Genomic DNA, 23,098 nt, shown 5'->3' on the forward strand with positions numbered 1-23,098 from the left:
ATCGGCCTGGCGGCTGCGGCGCCGCCCCATCTGCCCTCCGCGGCGCCCGGGCGTCCATCAACGCGTCATGTGGAGACACCGAATGAAGCGAACGAGTGGAGAACCCGCGTCCCGCACCAGTCGGCGCACCTTCCTGGGCATGAGCGCCGGAGCGGCCGGACTGCTGGCCGGCACCGCGGGGCTGGCCCGGGCCGAGGGGAGCGGCACCGCCCCCGCGTCCGCCCCGGCCGCGACTCCGGCCGCGAGCGGGGACGAGTCCCTGCTGTGCCTGCCCGGGATCCCGGTCGCGGTGGACTACGACGCCCTGCGCACGCAGCGCATGACGGAGGTCGACCCCGAGATGCGCGCCATCTACGACCAGGTGGCCGCGGGCCCGTCGATCCGCGAGATCGGCATCGACGCGATCCGCAAGAGCGGCCAGACTCCGGCCAACGCGGTCGTCCCGCCCGGTGTGACGGCTCGCAACATCGAGATTCCGGGGCCGGCCGGGCCCATCCCGACGCGGATCTGGATGCCGGAGGGCGTCCGCGAGCCGGTCGGGGTCTATCTCAGCACCCACGGCGGCGGCTGGAACTTCGGCAACGGCATGGAGTACCACGACGCCGAAGAGGGCCAGCACGTCCTGGACTGGGGCTGCGCGGTCGTCCGGCCGGACTACCGCATCGCGCCCGAGCACAAGTTCCCCGCCGCCATCGAGGACTGCTACGCGGCGCTGACGTACCTCGGACGGCACGGCCGTAGCCTGGGCCTCGACCCCACCCGCATCGGCGTCGGCGGCGGCTGCGCGGGCGGCAACATCGGAACGGTCATCTCCCTCATGGCCCGCGACGCCGGTGAGGTGACGCCGGCCATCCAGTTCCTGTGGTCGCCGGCCTGCGACATGCGCAACAACTACCGCTCGCACCTGGAGTTCGGCTCGGGCTACGGGCTGCGCCTGGACGACGCCGACTTCGTCAGCCAGAACTACCTGCCCTCGCGGGAAGCCTCGTACGACTGGAGGGCCTCGCCCATCCTCGCCCCGACGCTCAAGGGCGCGCCCCCGGCCCTGGTGTGGGTCGGCGAATGGGAGATCCTGCACGACGAGACCATGGCGTACGTGGACCGCATGCGCGACGCGGGCGTCAAGGTCCACCTCATCGAGGGACCGCAACAGGGCCACGGCTTCATCTATCTCTACCCGCAGACGGCATACTCGCGGACGACACGACCGAAGATCGACGCGATCATGCGCAGCTACATCGGCCCGAGGCGCCGGTCGCGGGAGAAGCACGCCTGAGCAGGACCGGCGGGAAAGGCGCACCATGTACGACGTCATCGTCATCGGCGCAGGCGTCAACGGCCTGTCCGCGGGGCTGAACCTGGCCGCGTCGGGACTGCGGACGCTGATCCTCGACCGGAGCGGCCGGGCCGGCGGACAGGCGGTCACCCACGAGCCGCTGCTGCCGGGGTTCCTGGTGCACCCGCATGCGAACTACCTGTCGTACCGGGACCTGCACGCCCTGCAGCCCGACCCGGCCTCGCGGGTCGTCGCCGCCCGCGCGGTCAGGCCGGTCGCACAGCACGGTCTGGCCTTCCGCGACGGCGGGCCGCCCGTGGTCCTCCACCGCCGGGACCACCAGGACAGGACCCGCCGATCGCTCGCGCGGCATTCGGTGCGCGACGCCAGGACGTACGCGCGGTGCAAGAAGATCGCCGACCAGCTCACCCCCGCGCTGTCCGCGCTGTTCTTCTCCTCGCCCCGGGCGGAGTCCTTCGCCGGCGACCTCGCCGAGGTCGCGCGGGCCTTCGACGGCGTCGTCGACCCGAAGCTCCTCGGCTCGCGGTCGGCCCGGGCGCTCATCGACGAACTGTTCGAGGCCGACGCCGTACGCACGCTGTTCTACCTCCTCTTCGCGGAGTTCTCCGGAGACCTCGAAGAACCCGGTGGGGACGTCGGCGTCCTCGGCTACGTCTTCTGGCTGCTCGGCCGGCGGGAACTGCCGCTCGGGGGGATGGGCGCGGTCCCGGACGCCCTCGCGCGCGCCGCGGCGGCGGCCGGGGCCGAGATCCGGCTCGACGCCGAGGTGGCGCGCGTCGTGGTGGAGCGGGGGGCCGTCCGCGGCGTCCGGCTGCGCGACGGGAGCCTCCTGCGCGCGCCGATGGTCGCGTCGAGCATCGGCTACGACGTCCACCTCCGCGAGCTGATGGAGCCCGCCGACCTGTCCGCCGCCGAACGCACGGCCCTGGCCCGCTTCGAGAAGGCGAACGCCGGTCTGATCGGCAGCTACGCGGCGTGCCTGACGCAGCCGCCCCGGTACGCCAGCGGCGCGCACGACGCCGACATCGACGCCTGCGCCCAGACCTTCGTCGGGCTGGACAACACGGGCGAGGTGCTCGACCACTTCAGGGGGCTGCGGTCCGGAGAACTGCCGGCGCCCTGCGGCCCGGTGCGCGTGAACACCCTGTGGGACCCCGGCCAGGCGCCGGCCGGGCACCACGTCGCCGGGGCCGACTGCGCGTTCCCCGACGGGCTCGACGACGCCTACCTCTCCGGCGTCGGCCGCTCCTACCCGGCCGCCTTCACCCGCATGTGGAAGCAGTACGCGCCGGGCGTCGAGGACAGCGTCCTGGCCCAGCACATCTCGCTGTCGCGGGAGGTCAACCGCACGATGAGCCTGCGCGAGGGCGACGGCCAGTACCGGGGCCACGCCCGCGGCCTGTACTTCTGCGGCTCGTCCACCCACCCCGGCGGCGGCGTCCACGGCGCCTGCGGCGTCAACGCCTACCGCGTGATGACGGCGGACCGCTCCGCGGGTGTGGCGACGGCCTGACACCGCGTACGACGCGGCCGGCGTCGAGTCGTCTGCTACTTTCATTGAGTGGAAGAGGTGCCCATGCCAGGACCGGCGGCCAGGCCGCCCGCCGCGCGCGGCCGGGGGCACCGGCCGCCGGTCGGAGAACCCGTGCTGGACAAGGCGTTCCGGTTGCTGGAGTCGTTCTCGGACGACGAGCCCGCGCTGACGCTGACCCGGCTGAGCAAGGCCGCCGGTCTGCCGCTGAGCACCACGAGCCGGCTGGCCCAGAGCCTGGTGCGGCTCGGGGCGCTCGAACGCGGCGCGGACGGCGCCTACACGATCGGGCTGCGGCTGCTGGAGCGCGCCGCGCTCGCGCCCCGCGGCCACGGACTGCGCCGCACCGCGCTGCCGTTCATGGAGGACCTGCACCGGGCCACCAGCCAGCACGTCCTGCTCGGCGTGCGCGACGGCGGCGAAGTGGTCCTGACCGAACGCCTGTCCGCGCCCCACGCGGGCAAGGTCGACTACCGGGTGGGAGGCCGGCTGCCGCTGCATCTCACCGGCATCGGCCTGGTGCTGCTGGCGCACGCGCCGGCCGAGTTCCGCGACGCCTATCTGCGCGTCCCGCTCACCGACGACCAGGGGCGCCCGCTGGCGGCGCGGATGCTGCGCCGCCGCCTGGACGGCGTGCTGACCGCCGGAGTGGCCCACCTGCGCCGGGTCCTGCCGGAGCCGGCCTGGTCCGTGGCCGCCCCGATCCGCCAGGGCGGCGAGGTGGTGGCGGCGCTGTCGGTCGTCGCGGCGGACGGGTCCCTCAACCCGCGCGGGATCGAACCGGCCGTGGTGGCCATCGCCCACGCCGTCTCGCGCGAGCTGAGCGCGGGCGCGCGCCGCGAGGCCTGAGCGCGCACCGCCGTCCGCGGCCTGTGCAACGCTCCTTCGGCGAGAGCCTGAGCGCGCGTCGTCCTTCGGGCTCGGCGGCGCGACGTCCTACGGCCGCGAGCGCGTCGGCGACGCGTGGTCGCTCGCGCGGTCGCCCGACCGGTCGGCGAGCACCGACGACAACGCGTCCAGGTCGTCGCGGAAGAGCGTCGGCAGATCCTGGTGCTCCGGATCGGCGTACCACCGGGCGAGCGCGCCGCGGAACACCCACATGGCCGTCTCGGCCGCCAGGGTCGCGGCCTGCTCCGCGGCGCCGCGTTCACGCAGGGCCGCGGCCATCGCGGCGGCGAGCTCGGTGTGCTTGGTCAGGTCGCGCTCGCGCAGTTCGGGATTGGCCGCGAGGAGGTCCTTCCGGACGATCGCGGCGCGCCGGTTGCGCTGGACGGCCTCACAGCGCTGCGCGAAGGCCGCGACGACGGCGTCGATGGGAGACGTCCCCTCGGGAGCGCCCGCGATGACGGCGACGGCCTCGCGCCGCATCGTCTCCATGGAGTGGAAGAAGACGTCGCGCTTGTCCGGGAACAGCCGGAAGAAGGACCGCTCGTGCATGCCGGCCCGGGCCGCGATCTGCGCCCCGGTGGTCCGGTCGAATCCCTGGGCGACGAAGAGCTCCACCGCGGCCTTGGCCAGCCGGCCGCGCGGATCAGGTTCCCATCGCCCCATGGTCACGATTCTAGCGTGATGGCAGTCGCTGCTATCGCATGCTACGTTGATAGCAGTCACTGCTATCACGGAGGTACGCCATGAAGGTGTTCGTCACAGGGGCCAGCGGCGGGATCGGCTCCCTGCTCGTGCCCGAACTGCTCGCCGCGGGTCACGACGTGCTGGGACTGGCCCGTTCCGACGCCTCCGCGCGCATCGTGCGCGCGGCCGGCGGCAGCGTGCTGTCCGGTGAGATGACCGACCCGGACGTCCTGCGCACCGGCGCCGCGGCAGCGGACGCCGTCATCCATGTGGCCTTCAACCACGGCCCGGACCTCGCGCGATCGGTGGACGACGAAGCCCGGGCCGTCGAGACGTTCGGCACGGCGCTGAAGGGGAGCGGCAAAGCGCTGGTGATCGCGTCCGGCACGCCGATCGTGCCCGGCAGGCTCGCCACCGAGCAGGACTCGCCGGTCGCCGACGACCCGATGGCCGCCACTCCCCTGGGACGGCGCGGGCGGACCGCCCGGTACGTCCTCGATCTGGCCGATCAGGGAGTGCGGTCGGTCGTCGTGCGCCTCCCCCGGTCGGTGCACTCCCGCGGCCGCAAGTACGGCCTGGCCGGGGCGCTCATCGCGGCGGCGCGGCGCACCGGGGTCTCCGGTTACGTCGGCGACGGGAGCCAGCGCTGGCCCGCGGTGCACCACCTCGACGCGGTCCGGCTGTTCCGGCTGGCCCTGGAACAGGCCGAGCCGGGCACCTCGGTGCACGCGGTCGCCGACGAGGGCGACCCCATGCGCACGCTCGCCGAGACCATCGGCGGTGTGCTCGGCCTGCCCGCCGAGCCGGTGCCGGCCGGGCACTTCGGCCCGGCCGGCGCCGTCTTCGCCCTCGACCAGCCGGCCTCCAGCGAGCTGACCCGCGAGAAGTTCGGCTGGCAGCCCACTCACCCGAGCCTGATCGAGGATCTCGCCGCCGGGGACTACCCGCCCTCGAACTGACCTCGGGCCGGCGGTTCCGGGGCGCGGAGCGGCGCCGCGCGCCGGCTCCGCACCCGGGCGAGCCCCCTGGTGAGCAGCGGCCACAGGCCCTGGGGCGCGAAGCGGACGATGAGGACCAGCAGGACGCCCTCCACGATGATCCCCGCCGTCTGGTAGCTCTCCAGTTGCTTGGTGAGCAGGTAGTACACGACGACCGCCCCCACCGCCGGGCCGACGACCGTGCCGATGCCGCCGACCACCGTCATGAGCAGCGCGTTGACGGTCCAGTTGAGTCCGAGCATGCCGCCGGGCTCGAAACTGAGCTGCTGGAGGGCGAGGAGCGCCCCGGTCAGTCCGCTGAGGGCGCCGCTCACCGTCAGCGCACCCAGCCGGTGCCGGAACACCGACACCCCGAGGGCCGCGGCCGCCGGTTCGTCGTCGCGGACGGCCTTCAGCCGCATGCCGTAACCGGAACGTGCGACGAGGTGGGTGGTGATCATCGCGGCGGCGCCCACGAAACAGGCCAGCTGGAACACCTCCACCGGCCCGGGGACGCCGGCCGCCGGCAGGTTCAGACCCGTGGACCCCCCGGCGTACGACCAGTTCACCACCCACGCCTGCAGGGCGAGCGCGGCGGCGAGGGTGCCGATGGAGAAGTAGTCGCCGCGCAGGCGCAGCAGGGGCACGGCGAGCAGCCCCGCCAGGACCGCGCCGCCGAGCGCGGCGGCGGCGACGGCGGGCACGTAGCCGACGCCGGCATGGATTTCGAGGAGCCCGGCGCAGTACGCGCCGGTGCCCGCGAACGCGCTGACCCCGAGCGAGACCAGGCCGCCGTAGCCGGCCAGGATGTTCCAGCTCTGGGCGAGGCTGAGGAAGGCCAGCAGCGTGGTGGCGGTGTCGAGTTGGTACGGGGTGAACTGCGAGGTGGCCTGCGACCCGACGACCGCCAGCAGGGCCGGCGCGACGGCGCCGGGCCACATACGGTTCATGACGCCGCCCTCCGGGCCAGCAGCCCCTGCGGCCGGAGCGCGAGGACGACGAAGAACAGCAGGTAGACGGACAGGTCGCGGTATCCGCCGCCGAACTGCGCGGCGGCCAGCGACTGGACCAGCCCGAGGAGGAGCGCGCCCGCGAAGGTGCCGGCCACGCTGCCGACCCCGCCGAGGACGACGACGGCGATGCCGATCAGGAGGTACGAGGTGCCGGTGGTGGGGGTGAAGCTGTAGGTGACGCCGAGCAGCACGCCGCCCACGGCGGTGACGGCGGCGCCGAGTGCGAAGGTGACGGCGTAGACCTGCCGGATGTCGATGCCCATCAGTCCCGAGGTCGTGGGGTCGGCGGCCGCGGCGCGGACGGTGGTGCCGAGCCGGGTGCGGTTGAGCAGCAGGTGAGCGGCCGCGCACAGGACGGCCGCGGCGGCGAAGGCCACGAGATAGGCGGTACGGGTGTGGACTCCGGCCAGCGTCAGACCGGAGGTCGACAGGGAGCTGGACAGTGCCTTCGGCGTCGAGTCGAAGCCCTGCGCGAAGGCCCCCTGGGCCAGGAGGGACAGTCCGAACGTCGCCACCAGGGCGCCGTCGGCGCTGCGGACGAGCAGCCCGGTGAGCAGGAAGCGCTGGAGGAGGTAGGCGAGGGCCGCGGTCACCGCCACCACCAGCGGGAGCGCCGCGAACGGTCCCAGGCCGAGGTGCTCGCCGGCGAGGTACGCCAGGTAGGCCCCGGCCACCAGCAGCTCGCCGTGGGCCAGGTTGATCAGGCGCAGGACTCCGAAGACGATCGACAGTCCGAGCGCCACCAGGGCGTACAGGCCGCCCAGCAGCAGCCCGTTGACCACGGTGTCGGCGTTCATCGCAGCCCCTGGGCGGGCGCCTGGAGGACGACTCCGGGGGCGGCCGGCGCCACCACGGCGACGTCGCCGTGCTGCCACTGGGTCAGCAGGTACGGCGTGACGGACGTGTGGCCGCGGCCGAAGGAGATCCGACCCAGCGGATAGTCCGCGTCGGTCTGCCGCAGTGCGGCGTTGACCTGGTCGGCGTCGGTGCTCGCGGCCTTGCGGAACGCGTCGGCGACGACGCCCGCCACGGTGTATCCCAGCACGGCGATGTTCTCGTCGGGCAGGTTCCCGGGGAACGCCTTGCCCAGGGTGTTCGCCAGTGCGGCGCTGTCGGCCGCGCCCGTGGCGGGCGACCAGAACTCGTCGGACAGCGTCCCCTCCGCCAGGGGTCCCAGGGCCTGGGGCCAGCTCTTGCCGGAGGCCGCCTTGGCGGCGAACGCGGCGGTGGGCTTGTAGTCGAGCGCCTTCATCTGCTTCCACAGGGCGATGCCGTCCGGGGGAACCATCTGGGCGACGACGAGTTGGGCGCCCTTGCGCTTCGCGTCATCGATGAACGACGCGAAGTCGGTGGTGCCGACGGGGAAGGTGTAGTCCCCGACGACGGTCAGGCCCTTGGCCGCGGCCTGCTGCTTGTACAGCGGGCGCTCGGCGACGCCGTCCGGCTCGGTGTCGGTGAACAGCGCGACCTTCTTGTTCGCGCCGACCTCGGCCAGGCCCTCGGCGACGGCGCGGGCCTGGTCCCCCTCGTCGAAGAACAGGTCCCACGCGTACCTCCACCCGGCCTTGTTGCCGGCCTGGAACGCCCGCACCGGGGTGCAGGAGGTGACGTAGGGCACCTTCTGGCGGTCCGCGGCGAGGGCCTGGGGCACGGTGATGGGCGGGGTGCAGGCGCCGAGCAGGGCGCTCGCGCCGTCCTTCAGCACCAGCTCGCGGACCTGCTGCGTGGCGGTGTTGGGGTCGCTGCGGTTGTCCAGGACGGTCAGCTTGACGTGACGTCTGGTGCCGCCGACGTCCAGGCCGCCAGCGGCGTTGATCTGCGAGACCCGCTGTCTGTAGCCGGCCTGCAGGTCCACGCCGAACTGGCCGAGCGCGCCGGTCAGCGACAGGCTCGCCCCCAGCACGAGGTCCTTCCCCGAGGATGCGGCGCCGCCCTTGGCCGTGCCGCCGCAGGCGGACAGCAGGAGCAGCGGTGCGAGGGCGCCGATCGCGGCGGCCCGGCGGAGTGCGGTGGTGCGGCTCATGGGAACACGGTCCTTTCGGGGGCGGCTCAGCCCCGGGAGGGCAGAGCGGATTGCGTGCCGGCGCCGAAGTAGAAGGCGTTGAGGACGTCGGGGTCGGCGAGCGGTCCGGGGGGACCGCTGTAACTGACGCGGCCGCGCTCCAGGACGTAGACGCGGTCCGCCACGGTCAGCGCGCGGTGCACGTTCTGCTCGACCAGCAGGACGGCGACACCTGTCTGACGGATCGTCGACAACGCCTCGTACAGCGCGTCGACGGCCACGGGCGCCAGCCCGAGCGAGATCTCGTCGCAGATCAGCAGTCGGGGGCGGGACATCAGGGCACGGCCGATGGCGAGCATCTGCTGCTGTCCGCCGGAGAGGCCGCCGGCGCGGCGGTCGGCGAAGTCGGCGAGCACGGGGAAGACCGCGTGCACGTCGGCCATGCGGCGGCGGAGTTCCGGTCCGCGCAGGCGCGGCCCGGCCGGCAGCGCGAGATTCTCCCGTACCGTCAGGTCCTTGAAGATCCTGCGCCCTTCCGGGCAGTGGGCGATGCCCTCGCGGTTCCTCGTGTGCGGCCGGTGCCCGGTGATGTCGCGACCGTCGAGGAGGACCTGTCCCGACGCCGGGCGCAGCAGGCCCGACAGGGTGCCGGCCAGGGTCGACTTGCCGGCCCCGTTCGCGCCGAGCACGGCGACGATCTCGCCCTCGGCGACGTCGACGCTCACCTCCCGCAGCGCGGTGATGTCGCCGTAGGCGGTGGTCAGCGCCGAGGCCCGCAACAGGGGCGCGGCGTCGGCGGCGGGACGGCGGGGGGCCTCGGGCGCGGCGGGCCGTGCCGGACGGCCGGCGCCGAGGTAGACCTCCCGCACCCTGGGGTCGGCGGCGATCTGCGCGGGGGTGCCGTCGGCGATGAGCTTGCCCCAGTCGATGACCAGCACCCGGTCGACCAGTGAGGCGACCACGCCCTCGACATGTTCGACGAGCATCAGCGAACGGCCCTGGCCGTGGATGGCGCGGATGAGCGCGATGACGTCCTCCAGTTCGCGACCGTTGAGGCCGGCGGCCACCTCGTCGAGCAGGATCAGCGCCGGGTCCACCGACAGCGCCCTGGCCAGTTCGAGCCGCTTGAGATCCAGCAGCCGCAGGGACGCGGCCGGCAGGTCCGCCTTGCCGGCCAGGCCGCAGGTCTCCAGCACCTCGTCGACGTACGGGTCCCGGTGTCCGGCGCGCCGTCCGCCGCGCCGGGCCATGGCGCCGATCTCGACGTTCTCGCGGACGGTGAGCCCCCTGAAGGGCCGCGGGATCTGGTGGGCGAGCCCGATGCCGTGCCGGGCGATCGCGTGGACCGGCAGCGTCTCCACGGCGGTGCCGCCGACCAGGACGGTCCCCTCGTCCGGCCGGTACACCCCCGACAGGAGTTTGAGGAGGCTGCTCTTGCCCGCGCCGTTGGGTCCGATCACGGCGACGGCCTCACCGGCGGCGATGCTGAAGCTGACGTCGTCGACGGCGGTGACGCCCCCGAAGCGCTTGGTCAGTCCCTGGACGCGGACGTCCGCTCCGCCGGCGGGGCGGAGGGGCGGAGGGCTGGTGCGCGGCCCTGGACCCGGTGGCCCTCAACCTGGTGGCCCTGATCCTGGTGGCCCAGCACCCGGTCCCACAGCGCGTCGGGGTCGCCGGGCTCGGTGCCGCACCACGCGATGTGCTGGTCGGGCCTGACCAGCACCAGCCGGCCGTCCGGCGGTTCCCCGGCGCCGGGGTCCTCGACGCAGCGCAACGGGACTCCCCGGCTCAGGGCCGCATCGCGCAGGCGTCGTGCCGCGGGCCGTTCCTGGTCGCCCAGCAGGGTGTACTCGGGGCCCAGGCGGTCGTACAGGGACTCGGTCGGCGACAGCCAGCGGTGCGGAAGGCGGTGACCGGCCGCGGTGACCGGTACGTACCCCTCGCCGCCGGCGGCCGCCGTGCCGGTCCGGACGCCCGTGCCCGCTGCGGCGTCGGCACCGGACACGGCCGTCCCGTCCCGGTCGGGGACGACGATGGGAGAGCGCGGATAGGCGGTGCCCAGGACCAGGGGGAGGCTGTGGAACTCGGCGTCCTTGGTCCGGAGCACCGCGTCGCGGACCGCGGGCAGCGCCTCGGCGAACTCCTCGTCGGTGCCCGTCAGGCGTGGATCGGCCAACTCGGCGGCGAGAGTCGTCATGTTCGCGGTCGCCGCGGCGATGGTGGCGGCCGCCACCGGGCGCCGCTCGCTCTCGTAGCTGTCCAGGAGCGCGGGCGGCGCCCAGCCGTTCAGCACGGCGGCGAGCTTCCAGCCGATGTTGACCGCGTCGCCGATCCCGGTGTTGTAGCCGTGGCCGCCCCACGGCGGGTTGAGGTGCGCGGCGTCGCCGGCCAGGAACACCCGCCCGGCGCCGAACCGGTCGGCCAGCTGCATCCTGGCCCGCCACGGATCGCCGGCGAGGATCTCCACCGGCACCTCTCCCCGCGGATCGCCGATGAGGCCGCGGACCAGGGAGAGGGGGTCGGCGGCTCCCTCGTCGGCGTCCACGCCCACGGCGATGCCCCACCACAGGTCCGCGAGGTCGAGCCGCCCGAGGACCCCTGGCCGCGCGGGGTCGAGCACCCAGTACTGGACGGCGTTCCCGTGCGCCGTGCGGGCGTCCAGGTCCGGCGCCCGGAAGACGACGTTGTAGTTCGGCCGGCTGTCGTCGCTGCCCTGCAGAGCGGCGCCGATCACCTCGCGCACCATGCTGCGTGCTCCGTCGCAGCCGAGGGCGTAGTCCGCCCGGACGGTCCACGCGTGGCCGTCGGCGTCCTGTACCTCCGCCTCGACACCGGTGTCGTCCTGCGTCAGGGCGGTGACGGTCGTCGCCGGGCGCAGGGTGACGGCGGGATGTCGTTCGGCCGCTTCCCGCAGCACCGACTCCACCAGGGGCTGCGGGACCTGCTGGCCGGCTTCCGCGACGAGGTCGTCGTGCTGGAGGGCCAGCCCGAAGCAGCGGTCGAAGCGGGTGACCTCGCGGCCGAGCAGCGTGGTGCAGAAGACCACCTGGTCCGACCACGCGGGTGCCAGCGGGGCCCGGTCCCGCAGGGCGTCGGCGACTCCCCACCGGCGGAAGTGTTCCATGGTGCGCGCGGACGTCGTCTTCGCCCGGGGGCGTTGCCACGAGACGGCGGGCCGGGTCTCGACCACGGTGCTGGCCACACCGTGGAAGGCCAGTTCGAGCGCGGCGGACAGGCCGACCGGGCCGCCGCCGACGATCAGCACCGGGGTGCGACCGGGCGGTGTGCGTGTCTGGGTGCTCAAGGCGATCCATTCGCGGTGCGGACAGGACGCCCGGAACGTGTCGGCAGGGGGCGCCCTGCGCGGTGCGCGCCGCGGTGGGGGCGACCGCCCTGCGGGCGGCGCTTCGGGGCCGTCCGGCGGCCGAGCCGACTGGTCGGCGTCCGCAACAGCCGGCGAGCTGCCGGTCGGCGACCACAGCATGCGCGGCCGGGCGCGTGCCGTCGCCAGGAATGCCATTGAGCGGAACCCGCCCGGGGTGGACCCCCGCCGGGCGAGGACCGGCCGAGTCGGGCCCGGCCACGTGGGGCCCCGCCGCGTGCACCCCGACCGCGTGCACCCCGGCCGGGTGAGGCCCGGCCACGCGCGGGTCCGGCTGGATGGGGCCCGACCGCGCGCCCCGACCGGGCGAGGCCCGGCCACACGGGACCCGGCCACACGGGACCCGGCCGGACGGGGCCCGGTCGCGGACGGTTCCGGCGGGTGCGACGACAGCCGCGGCTGTCCGCCCCCGGGGTTCCGGGGGGCGGTCGTGCGCGGAGCGCCTACGCGGCGGGCCGCGCCGTCCGGCTCACGGCTGCGCCGGAAGCCGCGCCGGCGGCGCGTCCGCCGCCTCCGGGCTGGTGTTGTGCGCGTGGACCAGGCGCAGCGCCTCGGCGCGGTCCCGGCGGTCAAGGGCGTCGACGAGAGCGCCGTGCAGACGGTGGCGGTCGGCGATGTACTCGCCCAGCGGCCGGTCGCCGAAGGGCTGGACGGCCAGCGTGTGGCTCTCGATCAGGTCCAGCAGGCTGCTGTACAGCGAGCGCAGCAGCGGGTTGGGGCTGATGGCCGCGATGCGCGCGTGCAGCCGCCAGTTCGCGTGGACGAAGGCCACCGGGTCCTCCGTCTCCACCGCCCGGCGCATGTCGGCCAGCTTCTCGCGCAGATCGGCGATGTCGGCCGGCGAGGCGTGCCAGAGCGCGTCCTCGATCAGCAGCGGGTCCAGGGCGTCGCGGATCCTGACGGCCTCGGCCACGTCCGTCTGCTGCGCGTCCAGGGCCAGCACGGAGTTGCCGAGGCGGACCATCGGGGACTGCTCGGCGGTGAACAGGCCGCCGCCGGGACCCGGCCGCACGGTGATCACGCCGCGGGCCTGGAGGAGGCGCAGCGACTCGTTGAACGTCCCGACCGACACGCCGCACTGGGCGCGCAGTTCCTCCTTCGTGCCCAGCCGCACCCCGGCGCCGCGGCCTTCCGCCAGGGCGAGGATGTGGCGCGCCGCGGCCTCCGCCCGGGTCGTCCCCGCGCCGACGCGCCCTGAACGGCCCGACGCGTCCTTGGGTGCGGAGCTCACATGACCCTCCCGAGGGCTCGCCGCGCCCGCTTGCCCGCGACGTGCGGGCAGGCCGCCGCGGCGTTTCTGCAATTGATTATGCACTTTACGCCACCAGGGGCTTGACGTCAGCCGGACCTGGACACAACATCAGAATAATCATCATGCTGAATTAGGCGAGTGACACTCGTCGCTCCGCCGATCCGGCCCGACGGCCCAGAACCCGGGGAGCCCCACGTGCGTATCGCCAACCTCCGTGACCGACTCGTCCTGATCCGCGGGAACGAGGCGATCGACGTCGAGCGGGCCAGCGGCGGCCGGTTCGGGCCCGACCCGCAGGCCGTCTACGAGCGGTGGGCCGAGTTCCGGGCCTGGGCCGCGGCGGCCGAGCGGGCCTCGGCGCCGCCGGCCGGCGAGACCTTCGCGCCCCGCGACCTCGGCTCGCCGGCGCCGGCGCCCCGCCAGGTGCTGGCGATCGGTCTCAACTACCGCGAGCACGCGGCGGAGTCGGGCTTCGAGGCGCCGGAGGGCCTGCCGCCGGTGTTCACCAAGTTCGTCACCTCGATCACCGGCCCGGTCACCGAGGTCACGCTCCCCCAGGGCGGCCACTGCGACTGGGAGGTGGAGCTGGTCGCCGTGATCGGCGAGCGCGCCCGGCACGTCGCCGAACGCGACGCCTGGAACCATGTGGCCGGCCTGGCGGTGGGCCAGGACATCTCCGAGCGGGTCAGCCAGCTCGCCGGCCCCGCGCCGCAGTTCAGCCTGGGCAAGTCCTATCCCGGCTTCGCTCCCGTCGGCCCGTGGCTGGTGACTCCGGACGAGTTCGCCGACCCCGACGACCTGGAGCTGCGCTGCACCCTCAACGGGATGGAGGTGCAGAAGGCCCGCACCCGCGAGCTGATCTTCTCGGTGCCCCGGCTGGTGTCGCGCCTGTCCGCCGTGCTTCCGCTGCTGCCCGGTGACGTCGTCTTCACCGGCACCCCGGCGGGCGTGGGCCTGGGCCGCGACCCGCAGCACTGGCTGGCTCCCGGCGACGAGCTGGTCAGCACCATCGAAGGCATCGGCGAACTGCGCCAGCGCTTCACCGCCTGACCGCCCGGCCGGTCCGGAACGGACGAAGGAGTCCTGTCATGGCACTGCACCGCCTCACCTCGGTCACCATGGGGGTGCCCGATGTCGCCGCCACCGCGGCCTACTACAGCGCGTTCGGACTCACGCCCCAGGACGAGGGGTGGTTCGCCACCCGGGACGGCGGCCGCCAACTGCGGATCGTACGGGCGCCCACCCGCCGCCTGATCGAGGTCCGCGTCGGCGTCGACCACCCCGACGACCTGGCGGCGGCGGCCGACCGGCTCCACCGGCTGGAGATCCCCACCGAGAGCACTCCGGGCGCCGTCACCGCCCACGACGGTCCCACCGGTGTGCGCGCGGTGCTGGAGATCGCGCCGCGGCTCGTCCAGGAGCCGGCGCCGCCCGGCGCCTACAACGGCCCCGGGCGCGTCGACCGCGCGCAGGGGCGCGCCCCGGGCATCCTGCGCGACACGCCCGTCAGCCCGCGCAAGCTGGGCCACGCGGTCGTGGGCACCACCGATCTCGACGCCACGACCGCGTTCTTCCGCGACGGCCTGGGCTTCAAGGCCTCCGACTACATCAAGGACCACGGCGCGTTCCTGCGCTGTTCCACCGACCACCACAACATTCTGGTGCTCGCCGCGCCGGTGACGTTCCTGCACCACACCTCCTGGCAGGTCGACGACATCGACGAGGTCGGCCGCGGCGCGTACGCCATGCTGGAAGGCCACCCCGAACGCCATGTGTGGGGGCTGGGGCGGCACCACGCCGGCTCCAACTTCTTCTGGTACCTCAAGGACCCGGCCGGCAACTTCAGCGAGTACTACTCCGACATGGACTGCGTCGTCGACGACCAGTTGTGGACCCCGGAGGTCCTCGAAGGCGCCAAGGGCCTGTTCTCGTGGGGGCCGCCGCCCCCGCCGTCCTTCCTGCACCCCGAGGACCTCGCCGCCCTCATGACCGGCAGCCACCACGCCGGGTGAACCCGATGGCTCCCCGACTCCTGCCCGCCGCGCGACACGACGTGGCCGTCGTCGGCTTCGGCCCGGTCGGCCAGCTGCTGGCCCTGCAGCTCGGCCGCGCCGGACACGACGTGGTCGTCCTGGAACGCTGGCCCCGCCCCTACGACCTGCCGCGCGCCGTCCACTTCGACGACGAGACCGGCCGCATCCTGCAGAACGCCGGCGTGGGCGACGCGGTACGCGCCGTCACCGACCCGGTCCCCGACCACTACGAATGGCGCAACCGCCACGGTGACCCCCTGGTGCGGATCGACTGGTCCGGCACCGGCCCCAGCGGGTGGCCGGTGGCCAACTTCTTCTCCCAGCCGCAGCTGGAGGCCGTGCTCACCGAAGCCGTCGGCGCGCAGCCCACCGTCACCGTGCTGCGCGGGCACGAGGTCGTCGACGTCAGCGACACCGGTGAGGAGGTCCTGGTCGCCGCCCTCACCCCGCAGGGCGGCACCCGGACGCTGCGGGCCCGCTACGTCGTCGGCGCCGACGGCGCGAACAGCTTCGTCCGCGAACGCATCGGGACCGGCATCCGTGACCTGGGGTTCTTCTACGACTGGCTGATCGTCGACGTCATCCCGCGGGAGAAGACGACCTGGTCCCCGATGAACTGGCAGCTGTGCGACCCCGCCCGGCCCACCACCCTCGTCTCCGGCGGACCCGGCCGGCGGCGCTGGGAGTTCATGCTGCTGCCCGGCGAGACACCGCGGGAGTTCGACACGGCCGACACGGCGTGGCGGCTGCTGGAGCCCTGGGGCCGCACCCCCGACAACACCGCCATCGAGCGTCACGCCGTCTACACCTTCCAGGCCCGCTGGGCGGAGCAGTGGAACGCCGGCCGCATGCTGCTGGCCGGCGACGCCGCGCATCAGATGCCGCCGTTCGCCGGCCAGGGCATGTGCTCGGGCCTGCGCGACGCGGCGAACCTCTCCTGGAAACTCGACCTGGTGCTGCGCGGTCGCGCGGACGCGAGCGTGCTCGACACGTACACGAGCGAACGCATGGATCACCTCCAGCACGCCATCGCGATGTCCATGGAGCTGGGCCGGGTCATCTGCGTACTGGACGAGGAGGAGGCCGCGGCCCGCGACGCCCGGATGACCGCGGCCGGCGCCGACCCGGCCCGCGCGCTGCCGCCGATGCCGGCGCCGCGGCTGGGCGAGGGCATCCTGCACCAGGACCCGGACGGCGCCCGGATGCCCGGCGCCGGTCAGCTCACCCCGCAGCACCGGGTCACCCACGCCGGCCGCACCGCGCTGCTGGACGACCTCACCGGCCACGGCTTCACCCTCCTCGCCGACGGTCACGCGCCGCTCCGCGCCCTCGGCGCGGCCGAGCACGAGCTGCTGCGCGACCTGCGAGCGACGGTCGTCCCGCTCTACCACGCGGCGGACAGCTCCCGCCCGGCCGACGGCTGGACCGACACCGACGGCGCCTATCTGCCCTACCTGCGCGCCCAGCGGCACGCCGCGGCGCTGGTACGCCCCGACTCCTACCTCTTCGGCGCCGCGGTCGACGGCCCCGGACTGCTGCTCCTGGTCCGGCAGCTTCGCGATCGCCTCACCACCGATCCGACGAAGCCGGCCCGCTCCCGGTCCACGGCGGCTGCCGCGACGCTCCCTCCCGGGTGAGGGGATCTCAGTCGGGCAGGGCGGGCGGGAGCCCCGGCCCCGGCCAGGCGGACCCGGGAGCCGCATATACAGTCGTCTTTGTCTACGGGTGTGTTCGTGGGTAAGGGCAGGGGTCCGGCTGTGCAGAGGGAGCCGCGCAGCGTCGTCGACGGCGCGTTTCGCGTATTGCGCGCTCTTCCCGAAGCCGGGCGGGAGCATCAGGTGACGCGTCTGGCGTACCTGACCGGGCTGCCTCGTCCCACCGTGCACCGGCTGCTCGGCCAACTGCGCGACTCCGGCGTGGTGACGTGGGCCGACGGTCACTGGGCCCTTTCGGCCTCGCTGCTGGGCCTCGCGCAGCAGGTGGAACCGCTGTCGGGTCTACGAGCGGCGGCGTCGAGAGTCATCCAGAGTCTTCGGGAGGAGACCGGCGCCGCGGTCTCCCTGGTCGTGCCCTCGGAGGACTCCTTCGTGGCCCTGGAGATGCTTCCGGGCAGCGAGCCGCTGCCGATCGACGCGCGCAGTGGGGCGCGGATGCCCGCGTCGACCGCCGCCGCCCTGGTCCTGACTCCGGGCGCCCCGCCGGCGGCGCGGGGGCGGCCGTTCGGTGCCGCGATCGACGACCAGGACGTGCTCGACGGGTTGACCTGCTACGCCGTGCCGGTCGGCCTGCCCGGTGGGCGGCGGGCGTCGCTCCAGATCGCCACCACGGCGCTGCGGCCCGCGGAGAGGTTCGCGGCGCCGGTTCACCGAGCCGCCGTCGCACTGGAACGCCGGCTCTCCGTGCTGTGACCTGGCAGTTATCCGTCCAGCGGACAACCTTCCGTCCCGGCGGAATGTTTCCTCCATCGTGGGGAGGACCACCCCATCGACGGAGGGACTCTCATGGTGGACCGGAAGATCGCCCTGGTCACCGGCGCCGGACGCGGACTCGGCATGGGCATGGCGAAACACTTGGGGCAGTCGGGCGTCGCGGTTGTCGGCACCTATCTCACCAGTGAGCGCGCGGCCGCCGAGGCCGCTGGACCAGACCTCGTCTTCTGCCGACTCGACGTTTCCCGCATCGACACGTTCGCGGACTTCGTCACCACGGTACGGAGCACGCTGCGGAGCAGTTTCGGCGTGGAGACCTTCGACTACCTGGTCAACAACGCGGGCATCGGCACCTACGCTCCGTACGCCACGACCACCCCGGACCAGTTCGACGAACTGGTCCGCATCAATCTCAAGGCGCCATTCTTCCTCACCCAGGCGCTGCTGCCCCTGATCAACGAGGGCGGCCGTGTCCTCAACGTGTCGACCGCTCTGACACGGGGGGTCGTTCCAGGGATGTCCGCCTATGCCGCGACCAAGGGGGCGATCGAGGTCCTGACCCGCTACCAAGCCGTCGAACTGGCCGATCGGTCCATCCGGGTCAACACCCTCATGGGAGGGGCGGTCCTGACCGACTTCGGCGGGGGCATCATGCGCTCGCCGGAGGTGCAGCAGCTTGCCGCCCACACGATTGCCCAGGGCCGAATCGCCACCTCCGACGACATCACCGCCGCTGTTCCCGCCATCCTCTCCGATGCCTTCCAGTGGGCGACCGGCGCGATCATCGACCTTTCGGGCGGCCAGAGCCTCTGACACGCAGGCTCCGCACGAGGCTTTGAGGCCCCCGGGGGGAACAGCGGCACCTGACCGGGGCGCTCAGCTGCCGGAGTCTCCCAGGGTCTCCCTGAGCGAATCGAGGACCTCGTCGACGACTTGGGGCAGCTCCCGCTCCGGCTGGTCGCCCCAGAGCTCGAACGCGACCCGGAACGCGGCGACCATGGCCTCGGCGGTCACGCGTGCGGCGCGATCCTCGACGCCGCGGGCGCTCAGCGCTTCGGCGATGGTGTCGGCGACCGCCGCGAACATGATCAGCTCGCGTTCCCGCAGCTCCGGAGTGACCGTGATCAGGCGCCGGCGGTCCCTCGCCTCGTCCTGCCGAAGCTGCAGCGCCGCGGCGGCGATGTTGAGACCCGAGGCGGCGGTCCTGGCGGCGGACCACGCGGGCGGCGCCGCCGCGATGGTCTTCGCGACCCGCTCCCGCAGCTCCTCGTGGCCGGTGAAGAGCACGTCGCGCTTGTCGACGAAGTGGCGGAAGAAGGTGCGGGTGGTCACGCCCGCCCGCGCGGTGATCTGCGGGACGGTGGTCCGGGCGAAGCCGTTCTCGAGGTACAGCTCGAGGGCCGCTCGCTCCAAACGGCCGCTGGTGTCCGGCTCCCATCTGCCCATGAGCGGATTCTAGTGCGCGAACGCCCGGGTTCCGGATCCGACGTCGCAGCTCAGGCGGCCCTTCCAGCCGCCCCGGCCCGCGCGCGTCCGATGCCGCTGGTGCTGCCGTGATTGACCGCTCCCCCGACGCCGCATAAGATAGTCACCCGCATCTTATTTAGGGATGGTCGGCCCACGCCAGGTCCGCCACCCCGCTCTCCGGCTCCCGTCATGACGGCCGGCGCCACCCGCACGGGCCGCCCGGGCCACCCGCCGAGCACGAGAGCACCCCAGGATTTCCCGCCTTTGTGCCTGCGCGGCCCGCGGTCGCGTACCCACTGGAGACCTCATGACCGAACACGAACGATCCGAAGAGCCGGGCGACGGGTTCTCCCGCCGCGGCCTTCTCGGCAGGGCGAGCGCCGTGGTCGTCGGCGCCGCCGTCGTGTCGACGGCTCCGCCGGGCGCGGCGTCCGCCTCCGACGCGGCTGCTCCGGCGACGCCCGCTCCCGGAGTACACCCGGTCGACGTACGCCTCACCGTGAACGGCCGCCCGGTACGGCTGAGAGCGGACCCGCGGTGGACGCTGCTGGACACGCTGCGGGAACGTCTGGAGCTCACCGGCACCAAGAAGGGCTGCGACCGGGGACAGTGCGGCGCCTGCACCGTCCACGTGGACGGCCGCCGGGTGCTGTCCTGCCTCACCCTGGCCGCCGCCGCGGACGGCAGCGAGGTCCGGACCATCGAGGGCCTGGCCGACGGCGGTGAACTCCACCCGATGCAGCAGGCGTTCATCGATCATGACGGCTTCCAGTGCGGCGCCTGCACGCCCGGGCAGATCATGTCGGCCGTGGCCCTGGTGGACGAGGGGCGTGCGACGTCCGACGACGAGATCCGCGAGCACATGTCGGGCAACATCTGCCGCTGCAGCGCGTACCCGTTCATCGTCGACGCCGTCACAGCAGGCAGCAAGGTGATGCGCTGATGCGTGCCTACGATTTCGCGGCGCCGCGGTCGCTGCGTTCCGCGCTCGACAAGGCCGACGCTGACTCGGCCTATCTGGCCGGGGGCACCACCCTGGTGGATCTGATGAAGCTGGACGTCATGACGCCGAGCCGGGTCGTCGACATCAACCGGCTGCCGCTGCACGGCGTGCGCCTGGACCGGCAAGGACTGCACATCGGCGCCCTCGACCGGATGAGCGACGTGGCCGACCACCCGCTGGTGCGCACCCGCTACCCGGTCATCAGCCGTGCGCTGGAGCTCAGCGCCTCCCCGCAGCTGCGGAACATGGCCAGCATCGGGGGCAACCTGCTGCAGAGGACCCGGTGCGGCTACTTCCGGGACCTGAGCACCCCGTGCAACAAGCGTGAACCAGGAAGCGGCTGTTCGGCGCTGGACGGCCAGAACCGCACCCACGCCGTCCTCGGCGGCAGCGACGCGTGCGTGGCCACGCACCCCGGCGACCTGGCCGTGGCCCTGATCGCCCTCGACACCGTGGTCCACCTCTACGGATCGGGCGGCGCCCGGGACGTGCCGCTGGCGGACTTCTACCTTCTGCCCGGTCGGACCCCGCACCTGGAGAACACCCTGCGCCCCGGCGAACTCGTCACCGGCATCACGGTGCCGGCGCTGCGGTGGGCCGCCGACTCCACGTACGTCAAGGTCCGGGACCGGGCGTCGTACGAGTTCGCGCTCGCCTCGGCCGCGGTCGCGCTCGACGTGCGCGGCAGGACGATCGTCGAGGCCCGGGTCGCGGTGGGCGGCGTCGGGACCCGGCCCTGGCGCCTGCGCCAGGTGGAACAGGCCCTGGCCGGCCGGCCGCTGGCCGCGGCCACCTACGAGACCGCGGCCGGGCACGCCGCCGACGGCGCCCGGCCGCTGCGCCACAACGCCTTCAAGATCCCCTTGCTGCGCCGCACGCTGGTGCGCGCGCTGACCGAACTGGGAGACGCACGATGACCGCCACCTCCCCGGTAGGACACGAGATCAGCCGGGTGGACGGCCGGGCGAAAGTGACCGGCACCGCTCGTTACGCGGCGGACCAGCGCGTCGACGGCACGGCGTACGGCTACCTCGTCCAGTCCGCCATCGGTCTGGGCAGCATCAGCTCCATGGACACCGCGCGGGCGCTGGCCGCGCCGGGCGTGATCGCCGTGTACACGCCCTTCAACCCGCTCACGCTGTACGCGCGGCAGGGTGATTCGGCCGAGCGCTACGTCCCCCTGCAGGACGACACGGTGCGCTTCCGGGGTCAGATCATCGGGCTGGTCGTCGCCGAAAGCTTCGAACAGGCCCGTGACGCGGCCGTCCTGGTCCGCACCCGGTACCGCGAGGATCTGCGCCCCAGGACATCGGTGGCCGCTGCCGCGCCGGGCAGCACCGTGCCCAGCGACGCCGTCGGCTACCCCGGCCCGCCGAGCCGGAACAGCGTGCTGGCCCCTGGCGTCGCCTCCATCGACGACGCCCTGCGCGACAGCGCGGTCGTCGTGGAGAGCACCTTCTACCAGGATCCGCAGAACCACTGCGCGATGGAACCGCACGCCACGATCGCGGAATGGCGCGACGGCCGACTGACGGTGTACGTGGGCGCGCAGGGGCCGCAGCAGTACGCGGCTGCCCTGGCCGGGCGCCTGGGCGTCGCATCCGACCGGGTCCATGTGGTGAGTCCCTTCGTCGGTGGCGGCTTCGGCGGCAAGTACAAGGTGTGGAACGACGCGCTCGTCACCGCGGCCGCCGCCCGCGACCTGGGACGGCCGGTCAAACTGGTGACCAGCCGCGAGCAGGTGTTCGTCCTGAACGGGCACCGTCCCGCGCTGCTGCAGACCGTCAAGCTGGGAGCGTCCCGCGACGGCGTCCTGAACGCGGTGTGGCACGAGACCGACTCCGAGGACTCGGTGGTGGGCTACTGCCCCAACCTGCCGGCGGAGGTCACCCGCGGCCTGTACAAGACGCCCAACCTCCACTTCGACCAGCGGCAGGTCACCCTCGACCTGCCGCCCGTCTCGTCGATGCGCGCGCCCTGGGCGACACCCGGGACGTTCGCGCTGGAGACGGCGATGGACGAACTCGCCGTCAGGACCGGCGTGGACCCCCTGACGCTGCGCATGCGCAACTACGCCACCACGTCCCCGGAAACGGGCAGGCCGTGGTCGAGCAAACACCTGGACGAGTGCTATCGCGTCGGGGCGGAGCGTTTCGGCTGGGCCGACCGGAGCCCGGTGCCCGGTGCCCACGTCGACGGAGAGTGGCTGGTGGGCATGGGTATGGCGAGCGGGATGCTGACCGCGACGCGCGCTCCCGCGTCGGCACGGGTGCGCTTGTGCGACGACGGCACGGTGACGGTGGCCTCCGCCATCTCCGACCTGGGAACGGGCGCCACGACGATGCTGGCCATCGCCGCCGCCGACGCCCTGGGCGTTCCGCTGACCAACGTCTCCGCCGAACTGGGCGACTCCGCGCTGCCCGCCGGCGTACCCGCGATCGGTTCCATCGTGACGGGCAGCACCGTACCCGCCGTCCAGGCCGCGGCACGCGACGCGATCACCGCGCTGATCGCCCTGGCCGTGCAGGACCCCGCGTCGCCCTTCCACGGCAAGAACAGCGCCGACGTCCACTACCGAGAGGGCCGGCTGGAGGCCGGCGGCCGCTCCATCGGCTTCGCACCGCTCCTGCGCGCCGTCGGCGACCCGGCGGTCGAGGCCGTCGCGACCACCGCTCCCGGGGCGGAGACGAACCGGTACGCCATGGACAGCTTCGCCGCCCACTTCTGCGAGGTGCGCGTCAACCGGTTCACCGGCGAACCCCGCGTCAGCCGCTTCACCACCGTCGTCGACGTCGGCCGGGTCGTCAACGCCAAGGCCCTGCGCAGCCAACTCGTCGGCGGCGTCGTCTTCGGCATCGGCAACGCCCTCCTGGAGGTCAACGCCATCGAGGACAGCGGACGGCTCGCGCACAGCAGCCTCGCCGACTACCTGGTACCGGTGAACGCCGACATCCCGGCCATCGACACCCACTGGCTGGACCACCCCGACACCGTCTTCAGCGCGTTCGGCTCCCGCGGCGCGGGTGAACTCACCGCCGTCGGGTCCTCCGCGGCAGTGGGCAACGCCGTCTACAACGCCACCGGCATCCGCGTCCGGGACCTGCCCATCACCCTGGACAAGCTCATCTCCTGAGGCGCCG

General features: G+C 73.4%; 20 protein-coding genes. 12 read left to right on the plus strand and 8 right to left on the minus strand.

The window, feature by feature from the left end:
- Positions 1-82: 82 nt before the first annotated feature.
- Genes VSR01_RS09465 through VSR01_RS09475 form a run of 3 tightly spaced genes read left to right on the plus strand, consistent with a single transcriptional unit; the run spans position 83 to position 3,677 of the window.
- Complete coding sequence (locus VSR01_RS09465; protein ID WP_326448805.1) at positions 83-1,276, plus strand: alpha/beta hydrolase; 1,194 nt, start codon at positions 83-85, stop codon at positions 1,274-1,276.
- A gap of 25 nt (positions 1,277-1,301) precedes the next feature.
- A complete protein-coding gene (locus VSR01_RS09470) occupies positions 1,302-2,810 on the plus strand; it encodes a phytoene desaturase family protein (protein ID WP_326448806.1) in 1,509 nt (502 codons plus the stop codon).
- 48 nt (positions 2,811-2,858) lie between these two features.
- Entirely contained in the window at positions 2,859-3,677 is an 819-nt protein-coding gene (locus VSR01_RS09475) for an IclR family transcriptional regulator (RefSeq protein WP_326448807.1), read from the plus strand.
- Positions 3,678-3,764: 87 nt separating this feature from the next.
- Here VSR01_RS09475 and VSR01_RS09480 read toward each other — a convergent pair whose 3' ends face one another.
- A complete protein-coding gene (locus tag VSR01_RS09480) occupies positions 3,765-4,379 on the minus strand; it encodes a TetR/AcrR family transcriptional regulator (RefSeq protein WP_326448808.1) in 615 nt (204 codons plus the stop codon).
- An 80-nt stretch (positions 4,380-4,459) separates the two neighbouring features.
- On the opposite strand from VSR01_RS09480, the gene VSR01_RS09485 reads away from it, so the two are divergent.
- Entirely contained in the window at positions 4,460-5,359 is a 900-nt protein-coding gene (locus tag VSR01_RS09485) for an SDR family oxidoreductase (protein ID WP_326448809.1), read from the plus strand.
- Here the strand turns inward: VSR01_RS09485 and VSR01_RS09490 are convergent.
- From VSR01_RS09490 to VSR01_RS09515, 6 genes are all read right to left on the minus strand, one after another.
- Positions 5,341-6,327, minus strand: coding sequence for a branched-chain amino acid ABC transporter permease (locus VSR01_RS09490; RefSeq protein WP_326448810.1), 987 nt, complete (start codon positions 6,325-6,327; stop codon positions 5,341-5,343). The two genes, VSR01_RS09485 and VSR01_RS09490, sit on opposite strands and share 19 nt — an antisense overlap.
- Positions 6,324-7,187: a branched-chain amino acid ABC transporter permease gene (locus VSR01_RS09495; protein WP_326448811.1), complete on the minus strand. Its 864-nt coding sequence runs from the start codon at positions 7,185-7,187 to the stop codon at positions 6,324-6,326. The genes VSR01_RS09490 and VSR01_RS09495 overlap by 4 nt, the downstream gene beginning before the upstream one ends.
- A complete protein-coding gene (locus tag VSR01_RS09500; protein ID WP_326448812.1) occupies positions 7,184-8,413 on the minus strand; it encodes an ABC transporter substrate-binding protein in 1,230 nt (409 codons plus the stop codon). The genes VSR01_RS09495 and VSR01_RS09500 overlap by 4 nt, the downstream gene beginning before the upstream one ends.
- A 26-nt stretch (positions 8,414-8,439) precedes the next feature.
- Positions 8,440-9,927, minus strand: a complete 1,488-nt coding sequence (locus VSR01_RS09505; RefSeq protein WP_326453576.1) for an ATP-binding cassette domain-containing protein — start codon at positions 9,925-9,927, stop codon at positions 8,440-8,442.
- Positions 9,924-11,696 (minus strand): FAD-dependent monooxygenase, encoded by a 1,773-nt coding sequence (locus tag VSR01_RS09510; protein WP_326448813.1) that lies wholly within the window; start codon positions 11,694-11,696, stop codon positions 9,924-9,926. Before VSR01_RS09510 ends, VSR01_RS09505 begins: the two co-directional genes overlap by 4 nt.
- A 547-nt stretch (positions 11,697-12,243) precedes the next feature.
- The gene (locus VSR01_RS09515; protein WP_326448814.1) at positions 12,244-13,005 is read right to left on the minus strand and encodes a FadR/GntR family transcriptional regulator; all 762 of its coding nucleotides are present in this window, start codon (positions 13,003-13,005) and stop codon (positions 12,244-12,246) included.
- Positions 13,006-13,221: 216 nt separating this feature from the next.
- Between VSR01_RS09515 and VSR01_RS09520 the strand changes: the two genes are divergently transcribed.
- From VSR01_RS09520 to VSR01_RS09540, 5 genes are all read left to right on the plus strand, one after another.
- The gene (locus VSR01_RS09520) at positions 13,222-14,076 is read left to right on the plus strand and encodes a fumarylacetoacetate hydrolase family protein (RefSeq protein WP_326448815.1); all 855 of its coding nucleotides are present in this window, start codon (positions 13,222-13,224) and stop codon (positions 14,074-14,076) included.
- 38 nt (positions 14,077-14,114) lie between these two features.
- The gene (locus VSR01_RS09525; RefSeq protein WP_326448816.1) at positions 14,115-15,038 is read left to right on the plus strand and encodes a VOC family protein; all 924 of its coding nucleotides are present in this window, start codon (positions 14,115-14,117) and stop codon (positions 15,036-15,038) included.
- 5 nt (positions 15,039-15,043) lie between these two features.
- Complete coding sequence (gene mhpA / locus VSR01_RS09530; protein ID WP_326448817.1) at positions 15,044-16,696, plus strand: bifunctional 3-(3-hydroxy-phenyl)propionate/3-hydroxycinnamic acid hydroxylase MhpA; 1,653 nt, start codon at positions 15,044-15,046, stop codon at positions 16,694-16,696.
- 120 nt (positions 16,697-16,816) lie between these two features.
- The gene (locus VSR01_RS09535) at positions 16,817-17,467 is read left to right on the plus strand and encodes a helix-turn-helix domain-containing protein (RefSeq protein WP_326448818.1); all 651 of its coding nucleotides are present in this window, start codon (positions 16,817-16,819) and stop codon (positions 17,465-17,467) included.
- Positions 17,468-17,560: 93 nt separating this feature from the next.
- The gene (locus VSR01_RS09540) at positions 17,561-18,301 is read left to right on the plus strand and encodes an SDR family NAD(P)-dependent oxidoreductase (protein ID WP_326448819.1); all 741 of its coding nucleotides are present in this window, start codon (positions 17,561-17,563) and stop codon (positions 18,299-18,301) included.
- A 63-nt stretch (positions 18,302-18,364) separates the two neighbouring features.
- Here the strand turns inward: VSR01_RS09540 and VSR01_RS09545 are convergent, their stop codons facing one another.
- Positions 18,365-18,934 carry a TetR/AcrR family transcriptional regulator gene (locus VSR01_RS09545; protein WP_326448820.1) on the minus strand — a complete coding sequence of 190 codons (570 nt, stop codon included), beginning with the start codon at positions 18,932-18,934 and terminating at the stop codon, positions 18,365-18,367.
- Between the two features lie 328 nt (positions 18,935-19,262).
- Here VSR01_RS09545 and VSR01_RS09550 point away from each other — a divergent pair, with 328 nt between their 5' ends.
- The 3 genes from VSR01_RS09550 to VSR01_RS09560 are packed head-to-tail and all read left to right on the plus strand — an operon-like array spanning position 19,263 to position 23,091.
- Positions 19,263-19,898: a (2Fe-2S)-binding protein gene (locus VSR01_RS09550; protein WP_326448821.1), complete on the plus strand. Its 636-nt coding sequence runs from the start codon at positions 19,263-19,265 to the stop codon at positions 19,896-19,898.
- On the plus strand, positions 19,898-20,875 hold the full coding sequence (locus tag VSR01_RS09555; protein WP_326448822.1) for an FAD binding domain-containing protein: 978 nt from the start codon (positions 19,898-19,900) through the stop codon (positions 20,873-20,875). The genes VSR01_RS09550 and VSR01_RS09555 overlap by 1 nt, the downstream gene beginning before the upstream one ends.
- Positions 20,872-23,091: a xanthine dehydrogenase family protein molybdopterin-binding subunit gene (locus VSR01_RS09560; protein ID WP_326448823.1), complete on the plus strand. Its 2,220-nt coding sequence runs from the start codon at positions 20,872-20,874 to the stop codon at positions 23,089-23,091. The genes VSR01_RS09555 and VSR01_RS09560 overlap by 4 nt, the downstream gene beginning before the upstream one ends.
- Positions 23,092-23,098: the final 7 nt, after the last annotated feature.

The sequence above is a fragment of the Actinacidiphila sp. DG2A-62 genome (assembly GCF_035825295.1).
Taxonomy (GTDB): domain Bacteria; phylum Actinomycetota; class Actinomycetes; order Streptomycetales; family Streptomycetaceae; genus Actinacidiphila.

Bases quoted from the DNA above. Each gene is read 5' to 3' on its own strand.
- VSR01_RS09525 (WP_326448816.1), top strand. From the start codon at position 14,115: ATGGCACTGCACCGCCTCACCTCGGTCACCATGGGGGTGCCCGATGTC.
- VSR01_RS09495 (WP_326448811.1), bottom strand. From the start codon at position 7,187: ATGAACGCCGACACCGTGGTCAACGGGCTGCTGCTGGGCGGCCTGTAC.
- VSR01_RS09500 (WP_326448812.1), bottom strand. From the start codon at position 8,413: ATGAGCCGCACCACCGCACTCCGCCGGGCCGCCGCGATCGGCGCCCTC.
- VSR01_RS09555 (WP_326448822.1), top strand. From the start codon at position 19,898: ATGCGTGCCTACGATTTCGCGGCGCCGCGGTCGCTGCGTTCCGCGCTC.
- VSR01_RS09540 (WP_326448819.1), top strand. From the start codon at position 17,561: ATGGTGGACCGGAAGATCGCCCTGGTCACCGGCGCCGGACGCGGACTC.
- VSR01_RS09480 (WP_326448808.1), bottom strand. From the start codon at position 4,379: ATGGGGCGATGGGAACCTGATCCGCGCGGCCGGCTGGCCAAGGCCGCG.
- VSR01_RS09560 (WP_326448823.1), top strand. From the start codon at position 20,872: ATGACCGCCACCTCCCCGGTAGGACACGAGATCAGCCGGGTGGACGGC.
- VSR01_RS09470 (WP_326448806.1), top strand. From the start codon at position 1,302: ATGTACGACGTCATCGTCATCGGCGCAGGCGTCAACGGCCTGTCCGCG.
- VSR01_RS09490 (WP_326448810.1), bottom strand. From the start codon at position 6,327: ATGAACCGTATGTGGCCCGGCGCCGTCGCGCCGGCCCTGCTGGCGGTC.
- VSR01_RS09485 (WP_326448809.1), top strand. From the start codon at position 4,460: ATGAAGGTGTTCGTCACAGGGGCCAGCGGCGGGATCGGCTCCCTGCTC.
- VSR01_RS09550 (WP_326448821.1), top strand. From the start codon at position 19,263: ATGACCGAACACGAACGATCCGAAGAGCCGGGCGACGGGTTCTCCCGC.
- VSR01_RS09465 (WP_326448805.1), top strand. From the start codon at position 83: ATGAAGCGAACGAGTGGAGAACCCGCGTCCCGCACCAGTCGGCGCACC.
- VSR01_RS09545 (WP_326448820.1), bottom strand. From the start codon at position 18,934: ATGGGCAGATGGGAGCCGGACACCAGCGGCCGTTTGGAGCGAGCGGCC.
- mhpA (WP_326448817.1), top strand. From the start codon at position 15,044: ATGGCTCCCCGACTCCTGCCCGCCGCGCGACACGACGTGGCCGTCGTC.